Annotated in this window: 11 protein-coding genes; 7 read left to right on the top strand and 4 right to left on the bottom strand. The window is 76.5% G+C overall.

What is annotated here, in order from left to right; genetic code table 11:
* Positions 1 to 136 precede the first annotated feature (136 nt).
* Positions 137 to 3,100, bottom strand: a complete 2,964-nt coding sequence (locus DTL70_RS04255; protein WP_114020469.1) for an ATP-binding protein — start codon at positions 3,098 to 3,100, stop codon at positions 137 to 139.
* Between the two features lie 262 nt (positions 3,101 to 3,362).
* Here DTL70_RS04255 and DTL70_RS04250 point away from each other — a divergent pair, with 262 nt between their 5' ends.
* From DTL70_RS04250 to DTL70_RS04225, 6 genes are all read left to right on the top strand, one after another.
* Complete coding sequence (locus DTL70_RS04250) at positions 3,363 to 3,587, top strand: hypervirulence associated TUDOR domain-containing protein (RefSeq protein ID WP_114020468.1); 225 nt, start codon at positions 3,363 to 3,365, stop codon at positions 3,585 to 3,587.
* A 2-nt stretch (positions 3,588 to 3,589) separates the two neighbouring features.
* The gene (locus tag DTL70_RS04245; RefSeq protein ID WP_281278649.1) at positions 3,590 to 3,937 is read left to right on the top strand and encodes a DUF3140 domain-containing protein; all 348 of its coding nucleotides are present in this window, start codon (positions 3,590 to 3,592) and stop codon (positions 3,935 to 3,937) included.
* On the top strand, positions 3,934 to 5,187 hold the full coding sequence (locus DTL70_RS04240; protein WP_114020467.1) for an NAD(P)/FAD-dependent oxidoreductase: 1,254 nt from the start codon (positions 3,934 to 3,936) through the stop codon (positions 5,185 to 5,187). Before DTL70_RS04245 ends, DTL70_RS04240 begins: the two co-directional genes overlap by 4 nt.
* 127 nt (positions 5,188 to 5,314) lie before the next feature.
* Positions 5,315 to 6,526: a lycopene cyclase family protein gene (locus DTL70_RS04235; protein WP_114020466.1), complete on the top strand. Its 1,212-nt coding sequence runs from the start codon at positions 5,315 to 5,317 to the stop codon at positions 6,524 to 6,526.
* A 20-nt stretch (positions 6,527 to 6,546) separates the two neighbouring features.
* The gene (locus DTL70_RS04230; protein ID WP_114020465.1) at positions 6,547 to 7,278 is read left to right on the top strand and encodes a class I SAM-dependent methyltransferase; all 732 of its coding nucleotides are present in this window, start codon (positions 6,547 to 6,549) and stop codon (positions 7,276 to 7,278) included.
* On the top strand, positions 7,275 to 8,825 hold the full coding sequence (locus tag DTL70_RS04225) for an FAD-dependent oxidoreductase (protein WP_245978991.1): 1,551 nt from the start codon (positions 7,275 to 7,277) through the stop codon (positions 8,823 to 8,825). Before DTL70_RS04230 ends, DTL70_RS04225 begins: the two co-directional genes overlap by 4 nt.
* Positions 8,826 to 8,859: 34 nt before the next feature.
* Here the strand turns inward: DTL70_RS04225 and DTL70_RS04220 are convergent, their stop codons facing one another.
* From DTL70_RS04220 to crtI, 3 genes are read right to left on the bottom strand one after another with little or no spacing between them, the layout of a single operon-like run.
* Positions 8,860 to 9,903: a Rieske (2Fe-2S) protein gene (locus DTL70_RS04220; RefSeq protein ID WP_114020463.1), complete on the bottom strand. Its 1,044-nt coding sequence runs from the start codon at positions 9,901 to 9,903 to the stop codon at positions 8,860 to 8,862.
* Positions 9,900 to 10,985, bottom strand: coding sequence for a phytoene/squalene synthase family protein (locus tag DTL70_RS04215; protein ID WP_114020462.1), 1,086 nt, complete (start codon positions 10,983 to 10,985; stop codon positions 9,900 to 9,902). The genes DTL70_RS04220 and DTL70_RS04215 overlap by 4 nt, the downstream gene beginning before the upstream one ends.
* Complete coding sequence (gene crtI, locus DTL70_RS04210) at positions 10,972 to 12,531, bottom strand: phytoene desaturase family protein (RefSeq protein WP_114020461.1); 1,560 nt, start codon at positions 12,529 to 12,531, stop codon at positions 10,972 to 10,974. Before crtI ends, DTL70_RS04215 begins: the two co-directional genes overlap by 14 nt.
* Positions 12,532 to 12,942: 411 nt before the next feature.
* Between crtI and DTL70_RS04205 the strand changes: the two genes are divergently transcribed.
* Positions 12,943 to 13,692, top strand: coding sequence for a sulfite exporter TauE/SafE family protein (locus tag DTL70_RS04205; protein ID WP_181860787.1), 750 nt, complete (start codon positions 12,943 to 12,945; stop codon positions 13,690 to 13,692).
* The last annotated feature ends 19 nt before the right edge of the window (positions 13,693 to 13,711 follow it).

The following is a 13,711-nucleotide window of genomic DNA, read 5'->3' as shown; positions in this document are numbered from 1 at the left end:
CGGGGAGCGCCCGTCCGTCTGGCCCACACCCTCCGGCCGCCACCGGAGCAGAACAATCCGGAACGTCATAGGTAGGGGTACGTATTCGCGCGGTGAACGCACGCCGCGGAACGGCGCTTTCAGGCCACGGCACCGCTCAGCGGTGCGCGGCGCCTCCTCCCTCTCCGCCGCGCGCGGCGCCCTCCGGCGGCTCCTCGCAGGCCGGGCGCTCCGTCGCCACCTGCGCGCGCGAGGCCACGTTCAGCTTGCGCAGCACCCGCGCCACGTGCTGCTCGACGGTGCGCGGGGACAGGAACAGCACCTCGGCGATCTCGCGGTTGGTGCGGCCGAGCGCGACCAGCCGCGCCACCTCCGCCTCCCGCGGGGAGAGTGCGCCCCCGTAGCCGCGCCGTCCCCGCCGCGAGGGCACCACCCGCCCGCTCTGGCGCAGGGCGCGGCGGCAGCGCGCGGCGTCCCGGATCGCGCCGAGCGCCTCGAACTCCGCTGCCGCCTGAGCCAGCGCGCCGCTGCCGGAACCCTCGCCCGCGGCCAGCAGGTTGCGCGCCGCGGCCTCTCCCGTACGGGCGGCGGAGTAGGGCTGCGGCAGGGCGGCGTAGGCGGCGCGTGCCTCGGTGAACGCGTCGACGGCGTCCTGGGGATGCCCTTGTGCGGTGGCGAGGATGCCCTGGCAGGCCCGGTGCGCCGCGGCGGCCAGCGGAGCGTCGCGCCCGGCGAGCCGCTCGCCGAACTCCACGGTCAGCGCCGCCGCCTCCGCGTGCCGCGCCCGGCGCACGAGCGCGGCGACCGCCATCGGCGTCAGGTCGGCCGCCCACGTCCAGATGCCCTTCTTGCGGATGCGCGCCACCGCGCGCAGTGCCTCGGCGCAGCCGGCCTCCGCGTCACCGCACGCCAGCCGCAGTCTGGCCAGGCCTGCCGAGGCGGCGGCCAGTATGGTGGCCGGCGCGTTGGCGGGATCGGCCGGGCCCGCGTCCCGCAGCCTGGCCTCGGCCTCCTCCCACTCGCCGCGCGCCGACGCCAGCAGCCCCAGCACCAGATGGGCGTCGGCGGCGATACCGGAGACCCCGCCGACGAGTCCCAGCGCGTTGCGGGCCCGCTCGGCGAGCCCGTCCCAGTGGCCGGTGTACCAGGCCAGGCGCAGCGCGGTGCCCTCGACGATGCTCTCCAGGTACGGGGCTCCGCACTCGGCGGCGAGCCGGCGGCCCTCCAGCCGGTAGCGGCGGGCGGCCTCGTAGTGGCCCAGGCAGGTGGCCGCGTCCGCGATGTTGCCGCAGGCGCGGGCGACTTCGCGGCGCTCGGCGACGGTCCTGCACTGGCCCAGCAGCGCCTCGGCCTGCTCCCACGCGGTGGGCGATCCTGTGGACAGCCGCAGGGAGAGGTGGTTGCCGCGCACGGCGATGCGCAGCGCGCCGTCGGTGCGGGCGGCGACCAGTTCCTCGGCCCGCTCGATCCACCGCTGGTGGACGTGGAGCGGCTCGTCTCCCCAGCTGGGCATGGCCAGTGCGGCCATGCCGCGGGCGGCGAGGGCGGGCCGCTCGCGCAGCTCGGCGACTGCTGTGGCGGTGTCGGCGCGCCCTTCCTGGTAGCGGCCCGCCTGGTTGTTGAGCAGCAGTCCGAGGTTGAGCCGGATCTCGCCGCGCAGCCCCTCGGGCAGGCCTGCGTCGCGCAGGACGCGGCGCAGCAGTCCGGTGGCACGGCGGTGGGCGAGCCCGACGGCGGCCTCGGTGCTGAGCCGGGCGGCGAGCCGGCCGCGCTCCCGCGTCGGCAGCCGGTCATCGCACAGCAGTTCCTCCAGCAGCTCCACCACGAGCGCGGTGTCGCCCATCGCGTGCGCGGCGTCCACGGCCTGCTCGCAGTACCGGTACCAGGCGCTCCAGTCGCCGCACAGCCGGGCGTGGTAGGCCAGCCGCACGAGCGGCTGCGGGTCCCTGCGGGCCAGCGCGGTCAGCGCCTGCCTGTGCAGCAGGTGGCGGTCGGGGCCCGGCAGCGTGGAGTAGACCGCCTGCTGGGCGAGGGTGTGCCGGAAGCCGTACCGTCCCCCGTCCTCCTCGTGGAGCATGCCCGCTTGCAGGGCCTCGCGGAGGGCGGCGCCCGCGGCGGGGGCGCGCTCGCCGGTACGCGGCTGCGGCCCGAAGGCGGCCATCACGTCCGCGATGAGGTCTTCCTCGGCCGGTACGCGTACCACCGCAGCGGCGCGCACCGCGTCGGCGGCGGCGGTCGGCAGCTGCGCCATGCGGTCCGCCGTCGCCTCCAGGAGGAGCGCGGGGACCCGCATGTGCGCGAGCCCGTCCCAGTCGAGACGCTGCCCGCCGCGGGCGCCGGCCGAGAGCACCCGCACCGTCTCCTCCAGCACGAAGGGGATGCCGGCCGTGGTGCGGTGCAGTTCGGCCGCCAGTTCCTCGGTCGGGGGGCGGTCGCCGGTCATGGCGGCCGCCAGCGCGGACACGGCCGCCGGGTCCAGCGGGTGCAGTGGGACGCGGATCTCGGTGGTGCCGGGCGGACAGCGGTGCGCCCGGCCCAACGGCAGCCCGCCGGCGGGCAGGTCCTCGCGCCGGTAGCTGAGCACCAGCGACAGCCCCGGCGGCGGGGCGTCGACGAGGAACCGCAGCAGGTCGCGCGTCCCGTCGTCCGCCCAGTGCACGTCCTCCACCACGACCACGGTGTGGCCGAGCGCCTCCAGCAGCGCGCGTACGGCGCGGAAGAGCCGGTGCTGGGTGGCCCGGTGGTCGGCCGGCGGGTCGGGCGCGGGCGGCAGGACGGCGGCCAGCTCGGGCATGTAGGCGCGCAGGGCGCCGCAGACGGGGTTCAGCCGGGAGGGCAGGTCCTCGCCCAGTCCGCGCAGCAGGTCGACGACCGGGCCGTAGGGGAACGGTTCGCGCAGTGGCAGGCAGCTGCCCGCCAGTACCCGGCGTCGCGGGGCACCGGGGCGTCCGGCGGCCTCGCGGAGCGCCTCGTGGATGAGCCGGGTCTTGCCGATCCCGGCCTCGCCCTCGACGAAGGCCACGGAGGGTGCGGTGGCGAGCGCCTCGCGCAGGGCGCCGAGTTCGTCCCCGCGGCCGACGAAGCGGGAGGTCTGCGGGGATCTGAGAACCGCGTACGGCACGGGGCCACCTCCACCGCCACGATCGGTCCAAAGCGACGAAACGCGCGGACCGCGTGGGCGTTCAGGATTCGGACAGGGATCGGCGGTCAGCATCCTCCGTGTGTTGCCCGCCGACAACAAGCCCCACGGGCCTGCGCGCACCGGGTGACCTCCCGCTCCGCCCGGCCGTCCCCCGCACCACGAAGCGCACGTTTCACCCTGTTCGCGGTGGTAACTCCCGGATCGAGACGGTGACAGGACGGCGCGCAGGCGGGAGGCCGGTGTGGGCGAGGACCGGAAGGTACGCGAGGGCGACCGGGTGTCCTGGGCGAGCCACGGGAGCCGCGCGGTCGGAACGGTGAAGAAGAAGATCACCGGGCGGAAGCGCGCGGCGGGGCGCACGGTGGACGCCTCACCCGAGGAGCCGCAGTACGAGGTGGAGAGCGAGAAGTCCGGCCGGCGGGCCGTGCACAAGCCCCGCTCGCTGCGGAAGAGGGACGGTGACTAGGCGTGGCCGTCGCGGACGACACGGTGATCGCTGAGTTCGGCGAGGCCGTGAACATGACCCCCGCCCAACTGGAGCGCTGGCTGGAGCGCGAGGAGTCCCGCCAGGTGGGGCAGAAGGACGGGAGCGGCGAGAGCACCGGGCACGCCTCGGGGCGGTACATCGTCGAGTTGCAGCGCAAGAAGAAGGGCGAGCTGACCGACGACGACGTGGCCCACATGCGCAAGGTGGTCGGCTACGTCCGCCGTCACCTCGCCCAGCGCCCCTCGGGGGACGTGCGCGAGTCCCCGTGGCGCTACTCGCTGATGAACTGGGGCCACGACCCGTGCGGCGACGGCGGGAGCACCGGGTGAACGGACTGCCCGCGCACAGCGACGTCGTGATCGTGGGGGCGGGCCTCGCGGGCCTGGCGGTGGCGCGGCGGCTGCGGGCGCGCGGGATGGACGTGCTGGTCCTCGAGGCGGGCGACGGGGTGGGCGGGCGGGTCCGCACCGACGCGGTGGACGGCTTCCTGCTGGACCGCGGGTTCCAGGTGGTCAACACCGCCTACCCGCAGCTCGCCCGGCACCTGGACGTCGGCCGGCTCGACATTCGCGCGTTCGACAGGGCGCTGCGGGTGCACACCGGCGGCCGCCGGGTGGAGCTGGGCGACCCGCGCCGTGACCCGCGCGCGGTACGCGAAGCGCTGGCCGCGCCGATCGGCTCACCGCTGGCGAAGGCGGCGCTGGCCGCGCACGCCGCCGCCGTCGCCTACCTGCCTGCCCGGATGCTGCTGCGCCGCCGTGACGTGCCCTCGGTGGCGGCGTGGCGGCGGCGCGGGATGGGCGGCAGGCTCACCGAGACGGTGCTGCGCCCGTTCTTCACCGGGCTGACGTGCGACCCCGCGCAGGTGACCTCCAGCCGGTTCACCGATCTGATGCTGCGCATGTTCGTGCGCGGCGAGGCGGGAGTGCCGGACGCCGGCATGCAGGAGATCCCCGAGCAGCTCGCCCGTCAGCTGCCCGGCGGGACGGTGCGGCTGCACACCGAGGTGCGCGAGGTCGGCCCGGGGCGGGTCGTGACCGACCAGGGTCCTGTCACCGCGCGCGCCGTGGTCGTCGCCGCGGACGCCGCGAGCGCGGCCCGCCTGGTGCCGGCGCTCGCACCTGCGCGCTGGCGCGGCCTGACCACCTTCTACCACCGCCTGGACGGCGGGCCTGACCTGGACGCGACCCTGCTGGTGGACGCCGACCCCTCGCCGGTGACCAACACCGTGCCCGTCAGCGCCGGCGCCCCCTCCTACGCGCCGCCGGGGGTGACCCTGCTGGCCACCACCTCCGTCCACGCGGAGGGGAGCGTCGTGGCCGACGAGGGCCGCGTCCGCGCCCGCCTCGCACAGCTGTACGGCACCGGGAGCGGCGAGCTCGACCATGTGGCCACCTACCCCGTGCCCCGCGCGCTGCCCGCCATGACCGCGCCGCACCGCTTCCGCCGCCCGCCCGTGGTCGGCGGCATCGTGGTGTGCGGCGACCACCGGGCCACCAGCTCGCTCCAGGGCACCCTCGCCTCGGCGGAGCGGGCGGCGGACGCCGTCACGGCCCGCCTGCGGGCCGGCCCCGGGTAGCGGCGGCGCACGCCGGTCCCCGAGCGGCCATCCGGGTGACGCCGCCGCGCCGCCCTGCCACGCGCCGCCCGGCCGCCCCCGCAGGTACGCACACTGGGGCGGGCCGACGGGACGGAGACGGGACACGGTGGGCGACCACGGGCAACACGGGCAAGGGGCACGCGCGACGGACGTCGCCATCGTGGGGGCGGGCGCTGCGGGGCTGTCACTCGCCTGGCGGCTGTGCGGCCTGCCGCCCGCGGTACGCCCGCACGTCACCCTTCTCGACGCGCCCGCGGGGCCGACCCGGCCGCCCGAGCGCACCTGGTGCTACTGGGAGGAGCCGGGCGGCGAGTTCGACAGCGCCCTCACCACCTCGTGGGGGCGGCTGCGGGTACGCGCCCACGACGGCGGCGCCGTGCCGGTCCGGCCCGCGCCGCTGCGGTACAAGATGCTGCGCTCGCCCGCCTTCGCCGCGTTCGTGCGCCCCCGTCTGGAGCGCCACCCCGGGCTGCGGCGCCTGGTCGTCCACGTCGGCGAGGTGGCCGACGTGCCCGGTGGCGCGCTCGTGCGCGGGGTCGCCGAGGACGGCCGGGAGGTCGCCGTCCGCGCGCGCTGGGTGTTCGACTCCCGGCCGCCCCCGCGCCCGCCCCGCGCCCGGACCCGGCTGGTGCAGCACTTCCGCGGCCTGCTGGTGCGCACCCCGGCCCCCGTCTTCGACCCGGGCGTGGCCGACCTGATGGACTTCCGCACGCCCCAGCCCGCGGGTGGTCTCTCGTTCGGCTACCTGCTGCCGTGCAGCCGCACCGAAGCCCTCGTGGAGTACACCGAGTTCTCCCCCGCCGTGCTGGACGACGCGGGATACGAGACGGCCCTCACCGGATACGCGCGGGACGTGCTGGGGCTGCGCGGGTACGAGGTCACCGGCGTCGAGGAGGGCGTCATCCCCATGACGGACGGGCACTTCGCCCGCCGGGCGGGTGCCGCCGTCTTCCGGATCGGCACGGCGGGCGGGGCGACCAGGCCCTCCACGGGGTACACCTTCGCGGCGATCCAGCGCCAGACCCGGCACATCGCGGCAGCCCTCGCCCGCGGCCGCACGCCGCTCCCGCCGCGTGCCTACCCGCGCCGGGCGCTGGCGATGGACGCGGTGCTGCTGCGGGCCCTGCACAGCGGGCGGCTGGACGGGCCCGCGTTCTTCACCGGGCTGTTCGGCGCCGTGCCGGCGCGGCGGCTGCTGCGCTTCCTCGACGGTGCCAGCACCCCGGCCGAGGAGGTCGCCCTCGGCCTGCACACCCCCGTACGCCCCATGCTGCACACCGTCGCGGAGCTGCCGCTGCTGCGCCGCACGCCGTCCTGACCCCCCGCCGGAAGGCCCCTATGACGCTCTTGCGCGACCAGGCGCTGTCCGCCGCGTTCGACCACGCGGCCCCCACCTACGACCGGCTGGTCGGGGCCAATCCGGGCTACCACGCCCAACTGCGCCGCTCGGCCCGGCGCCTGGCGCTGCCCCGGGACGGGCTGGGCATGCGGCTGCTGGACCTGGGGTGCGGGACGGGCGCCTCCACCGCGGCGCTGGCGGCGGCGGCTCCGCTGGCGGAGATCGTGGCGGCGGACGCGTCGTCCGGCATGCTGGAGCGGGCGGCGGCCAAGCGGTGGAACGCCGGCGTCTCCTTCGTCCACGCCCGTGCCGAGGAGCTCGAAGCGGCCGGGATCACCGGACCTTTCGACGCGGTGTTCGCCGCCTACCTCTTCCGCAACGTCACGGATCCCGACGCGGTGCTGCGCACGGTGCGGGATCTGCTGCCGCCCGGCGGGCGGCTGGCGGTGCACGAGTACGCGCTCGGGGACGGTCCTGCCCCCCGTGCGGTGTGGCGGGCCGTGTGCGACGGGATCGTCCGCCCGCTCGGTGCCCTGTACGGCGACGCACCGCTCTACCGGCACCTGTCGCTGTCCGTGCGGACGTTCGACTCCGCGCAGGCGTTCGCCGGGCGGATGGCCCGCCAGTCTTTCCGCGGCGTACGGGTGCTGCCGGTGCCCGGATGGCAGACGGGCATCGTGCACACCTTCGTGGGCTCGGTGCCCACGCCCCTCCCGGCGGTGGCCCGGTGACCGCCCCGAGCGCACGCGGCGCGGGGGCACGGCGCGGCCTGGACCGGCGCGCGTGCGTGCTGCACCCCGCACCCGGGCGGCCGCGCTGCGCGGAGCCCGCGCCCCGGGTGGCCGTCGTCGGCGGCGGCATCGCCGGGCTCGCAGCCGCCACAGGACTGGCCGAGCGGGGCGTGCGCGTCACGGTGTACGAGCGGGAACAGACGCTGGGCGGACGGCTGGCGGGCCGCACCGTGCGGCTGCGCGACGGCTCCGGGGCGACGATGAGCCGCGGCTTCCACGCCTTCTTCCGCCAGTACTACAACCTGCGGGGGCTGCTGCGGCGGGCCGATCCGGGGCTGACGACGCTGCGCGGCCTGCCGGACTACCCGCTGCGGCACAGCGCCGGGCTGTCCGACAGCTTCGGCCGCGTCCCGCGCACCCCGCCCTGGAGCGCGCTCGGATTCGCGGCACTCAGCCCCACGTTCGGCGCGCGGGACCTGGCCAGGATGCGCCCCCGCGCCGCGCTCCCCCTGCTGGACGTGCGGGTGCCCGAGGTGTACGAGCGCCTCGACGGCACCAGCGCCCGCGACCTGCTGGCCGCCATCCGGTTCCCCGAGGCGGCGCACCACCTGGCGTTCGAGGTCTTCTCCCGCAGCTTCTTCGCCGACCCGGGCGAGCTGTCGGCGGCCGAGATGGCGCTGATGTTCCACATCTACTTTCTCGGCTCCAGTGAGGGCCTGCTCTTCGACGTGCCCAGAGAGCCCTATCCGCAGGCGCTGTGGGAGCCGCTGGGACGCTACCTGGAGAAGCTGGGCGTCGAGCTGCGCACCGGCGAGGACATCCGCGAGGTACGCCCGTGGGGCGGCGGCCTGGCGCTGGCCACGGGCGGCGGCGAGGAGACCTGCGACGCGACCGTGCTGGCGCTGGACCCCGCGGGGCTGCGCGCGCTGGCCGGCGCCTCCCGGCAGCTGGCCGATCCCGGGTGGCGGGCGCGGGTGGGACGGCTGCGCACGGCGCCGCCCTTCCTGGTGTCACGGCTGTGGCTGGACCGTCCCGTGGCGCGTGAGCGGCCCGGCTTCCTGGGCACGAGCGGCTACGGGCCGCTGGACAACGTCAGCGTGCTGGAGCGCTGGGAGGGCGAGGCGGCGCGCTGGGCCGCGCGCACCGGCGGCTCCGTGGTGGAGCTGCACGCCTACGCCCTCGACCCGGCCGCAGAGCGCGGGCGGACCCAGGAGCGGCTGCGCGCGGAGCTGGCCCGCGTCTACCCGGAGACGGGGACAGCGAGGACCGTGGACGCGCTGCACGAGTGGCGTGGAGACTGTCCCCTCTTTTCGGTGGGCGGCTACCGCGACCGGCCCACCGTCCGCACCGGCGACCCGCGGGTGGTGGTCGCGGGGGACGCGGTGCGTACCGGGCTGCCCGTGGCGCTGATGGAACGCGCGGCCACCAGCGGATTCCTCGCCGCCAACGCGCTGTTGGCCGGGTGGGGTGTACGCGGCCAGACGCTGTGGACGGTGCCGCGGCGCGGCCGCTCGGCGCCGCTGCGGGCACTGGCGCGGCTGGGCTGAGAAGCCCGCCACGCGCGCCCCTCGCGCGCGCTCCTCACCCCGGGAAGCGGCGGGTGCTGCGCAGGTGCCAGCGGCGTTCGGCGTAGGCGAGGTCGTCGAGCCACAGCCGCCTGGCTCCCGTCCGCAGCAGGGTCCGCAGCACCGGCGCGCAGGCGCGGGCGAGGGCGAACCCGGCGCGGGGCGAGTGCGCCACGACCGCCTCGGTCACCAGGGTGCGGGGCTCGCCGGACGCCTCGGACTCCAGGGGGGTCGCGTGCGTCTCGACGACGGAGCCGCGCCCCTCCCCCGCGGTGATGTGCATGACGACGGTGCGCGGTTCAGGTGCGGTGAACACGGCCCGCACCGGCACCACCGCCCGCCCCGCCACCTTGAAGGAGACGTCGACCACGAAGCCGTCCGACACCTCGCCGCCCGGCGCCCCGTCCCCTGGTGCCTCGTCGGGGGTGCTGACGACCGTCAGGTCGACGAAGGAGTACGGGTGGAACCAGGCGCCGTGCCAGGGGTCGAGGCGGTTGGCGACGATGTCGTCGGGCGTGCAGCGGCCGACGGCGGTGTGCACGGCCTCGACGGAGCGCCCGGGCCGCGGCCTGGTGGGCACGACGGGCCGGTCGGTGGGCTCCTCGCCGCCCGCGCCGTCGAGCCGCACCCAGGCCAATACCCCGTCGTCGTAGGCCGGGTACGGCTCCCAGCCGGGCCTCGGCCGCCCGTCGAAGGCCATGCCGTGCCAGTGGCAGACCAGTTGCCCGCAGCGCACCGGGCTGTCCTTCAGCGGCGCCCCCAGGTGCGGGCAGGCGCCGGCTCCCGCGCGGATCCTGCCCTGCGCGTCGTACCAGGCGACGACCTCCACTCCGGCGACGGTCCGGCCCAGCGGCCTGCCCCGGGTCATCTCGCGCGCCGCGCCGAGCACATACCAGTTGCCCGAGGGCCGCTTGCCCGCGCGGCGCAGCGCGTCCTCGATGAGCCCTGCCCGTGCCGCACGCCAGGTGGGCCGCTGGCGCTCCCAGGGGACCGCGCGCCGGCGCAGGGCCAGCGGGGTCCGGCGGGTGCGTGGGGGCGCGGGCGGCGCACCGTCGGTCATGGTGCCTCCATCAGCTGGGGGTGCGGGGCGGGGGCGGCCGGATGGTGGCGCGCGAGGCGGTACCGGCCGGGGCGGCCCTCGGGCCGCGCACCGGGGTGCGGGGCGCGGTACGCGGCGCGCAGCCGCCCGGCGGCGACCCGGGTCACGCCGTCCAGCGCGAGGGCGGCACGGCGGCGGCGCGGCACGACGGCTCTGCGGTGCAGCACGTCGAAGCCGTTGTCCGCGATGGTCTCCAGGATCGCGCCGTAGAGGACGAACGCGGTCCTGATGCACGGCCTGGCCCGCGGGTCGAGCATGTCGAGGCCGGGGCGGGCCCGGCGGTAGACGCCGCGGGTGAGGTCGAACGCCGCGGCGAGGGCCGCCGTGACGCGGGGGTCCGCGCGCCCGGTGTCGCGGCTCCAGCGCAGCAGCGCGCGGTCGACGCCGAAGGAGCCCAGCAGGTCTTCGGGCAGGTAGACGCGGCCCCGGTCGAGGTCCTCGCCCACGTCGCGCAGGAAGTTCGTCAGCTGGAAGGCGACGCCGAGGGCGGCGGCGTGCGGTGCGGCCTCCTCGCGGGGGGCGACGGTGCCGAGGACCGGCAGCATCTGCAGTCCGATGACGGCGGCCGAGCCGTGCATGTAGCGGTGCAGGTCGGCGTAGGTGGGGTAGCGGGTGACGGTCAGGTCGCTGCGCATGGACGCCATGAAGTCGGCGAAGTGGCGGTGGTCGATGGCGTAGCGGGCCGCGGTGTGTGCCAGGGCCCGGACGACGGGCGGCGCTTCCGTGCCTGTCCGCGTGCCTGTGCCCTCACCCGTGCCGGTGCGCAGGGCGGAGGCGAGGTGGCCGTCCATCGTGTCGAGGGCGGCCGCGCGGCGGTCCGCTCCGGCGGGGGTGTCCGGGGCGCCGGGGTCGTCGACGATGTCGTCGGCCCAGCGGGCGAAGCCGTAGAGGGCGTGGACGGCCGGACGGCGGTCGAGGGGCAGCAGCCGGGTGGCGAGGAAGTAGGTCTTGCCGTGGCGGGCGTTGAGCCGGCGGCTGAGCCGGTAGGCGTCGCGGAGGGCCGGGTCGGTGATGCCCGCCGCGTCGAGTTCACGTTCCGTCATGGGCGAGGGGCCTTCCTGCGGTGCGGGCCCCGGCCGTGGTGCGTGGCGCTCGGCCGGTCGTTCCGGAAGGGGCGCCCGTGAGGCGGGCGGCGGCGAGCTTGCCCGAGAGCAGCACGGTGGGTACGCCGACCCCCGGCGTGGTGCCGCAGCCGGCCAGGACGGCGTTGTCCGTGCCGCGCACGAGGTTGCGGGGCCGGAAGGGGCCGGTCTGGGCGAAGGTGTGCGCGACGGAGAACGGCGTGCCGGCTGCCAGGCCCTGGGCGCTCCAGTCGGCGGGGGTCACCATCAGCTCGTCGTGCACCGAGTCGGCGATGCCTCTCAGGCCCCGCCGCTCCAGATGGCCCAGCAGCGCCTCGCGGTAGCCGGGGGCCAGGTCGCGCCACTGCCGGGCGCTGGGGCCGAGGTCGGTGTTGGGGCAGGGGGCGAGGACGTAGTGCAGGTGCCGCCCTGGCGGAGCGAGCGTGGGGTCCGTGGCGGTCGGGCGGGTGATCAGCAGCGAGGGATCGCTCATCAGGCGGCCCTGGCGGGTCAGTTCCCGGAAGGTGCGCTGCCAGGCCGCGCCGAACGAGAGGGTGTGGTGGGCCAGTTGCGGCCAGGTGCGGTCGGTCCCCAGGTGCAGCACCACCGCCGAGGGCGCGTGCCGCAGGGCCAGCGGGCGGCGCGGCCGGTGGCCGAGCAGGGCGTAGGAGGTGGGCAGGTCGGGGGTGAGGACGACGGCGTCGCAGGGTACGCGCTCGTCGTCGGTGCGCACGGCTCTCACCCGCTGCCCGGACCGCTCCAGGCTCCGCACGCGCCGCCCGTAGCGCAGGTCGGCTCCCGCGTCGCGCGCCGCGTCCGCCATGGCGCGGGGCAGTGCGTGCATGCCGCCGCGGGGGAAGTAGACGCCCGCGACGGTGTCCATGTAGGCGATGACGGCGTAGGCCGCGAGCGCCCGCTGCGGCGGGACGCCCGCGTACAGCGCCTGGAAGGTGAAGACGCGCCGCAGCCTGTCGTCGGGCAGGAAGCGGGCGATGCGGGGGTCCAGCCTGCCGAAGCCGCCGAGCGCGGCGAGGCGGGCGAGGTCGGGATGGAGGAGCTGGAGCGGGGTGTCGAAGTTCGCGTCGATGAAGCGCCGCATCTGGATCCTGTAGAGCCGTCGCAGCCAGTCGCGGAGCCGCAGGTAGCCGTCGGCGGCCTCGACGCCGGCGAAGCGGGCGATCTCGGCCGCCATGGCCTCGGGGTCGCTGTGGACGTCCAGGCGGCTGCCGTCGGCGAACCGCGCACGGTAGGCGGGGTGCAGGGGGAGGAGGTCGAGCCGGTCCGTGAGGCTGTCCCCGACGGCGGCGAAGGCGTCCGCGACCAACTCCGGCATCGTCAGGACGGTGGGTCCCGTGTCGATCCGGTACCCGGAGCGTTCGACGCGTCCCGCCCGGCCTCCGGGGCCCGGTGCGCTCTCCAGGACGGTCACCCGGCGTCCGGCGCCGAGCAGGTGCAGCGCAGCGGAGAGACCGGCCAGTCCCGCGCCGACCACGACGACGTGGTCGCAGCGGCCCGCGACGCCCCTCACCGCCAGGCTCCGGCCCGCCACCGCACCCGCGCCACCGCATGCGCGGCTCGTCCCTGCGGGTGGCGCTTCGTCGCGCTGCGGCGCATCGCGGCCCTTCCCTCGTGTGCTCGGCGGCGCCGTCGCACCCGGGGGGTGCGGCGCCGTCAGCCAGTCGACCACGCGGGCGGGGCGCCCGCGCCGTGACCGCTCCGGGGGGCGGACCTCGGCAGCCGAGGGCTACCCGAACGGCCGTACGCACGGGCGAGGGGGACGTCTGGGATGCTGGGGCGGCCCCACAGCGGGCGAGCCGGTGAGCTTGCGCCGCGCGGGGCAGCCACTGTGTTCAGCGGCCGCCGTGGCTCGCACCGGCCGCCGCGCTGACGACGAGGACTGCTCACCTCCGTGTATGACATACCGTTCACAACGGTCGCGATGCTGTGCGTGGCCGCCGCCCTGGCCGGCTGGATCGACGCCGTCGTCGGCGGCGGGGGTCTGCTCCAGCTGCCCGCTCTGCTGATCGCGCTTCCGCATCTGCCGCCCGCCTGGGCGCTGGGCACCAACAAGGCGGCCGCCGTGGTGGGTACCTCGGCGGCAGCGGTGACGTACGCCCGCAAGACCCCGCTCGACCTGCGGCTCGCGGGCCGTCTCGGCCTCGTCGCGGCGCTCGCCTCGCTCGGCGGCGCGTTCTTCGCCGCCGGTGTGGACAGCGCGGTACTGCGTCCGCTGATCATCGTGCTGCTGCTGGCGGTCGCCGCGTTCGTCGTGCTGCGGCCCCGCTTCGGGCACGCCCCGGGCGGCGCGGCCACCCGGGGTCGGGTGCTGAGCGCCTTCGCCGTCGCGGGCGTCGGCATCGGCTTCTACGACGGGCTGCTGGGGCCCGGCACCGGCACCTTCCTGGTGATCGCCCTGGTGGCACTCCTCAACATGGACATGGTCCACGCCTCGGCCACCACGAAGGTCGTCAACGTCTGCACCAACATCGGCGCGCTGGCCATGTTCACCTGGCAGGGCACGGTGCTGTGGGGCCTCGCCTGCGTCATGGCCCTGTGCAACATGGCCGGCGCGTTCGTCGGCGCGCACATGGCGCTCAAGCGGGGCAGCGGCTTCGTCCGCGGCGTGCTCCTGGTGACGGTCGTCGCCCTGGTGGGGAAGCTCGCCCACGACCAGTGGTGGGCGAACTGACCGCGGCCGTCACCGGATC

Origin of the sequence: Streptomyces diacarni (genome assembly GCF_003323715.1) — a bacterium.
GTDB classification, from domain to species: Bacteria; Actinomycetota; Actinomycetes; order Streptomycetales; family Streptomycetaceae; genus Streptomyces; species Streptomyces diacarni.
This window is presented reverse-complemented; position numbering and strand designations above follow the sequence as displayed.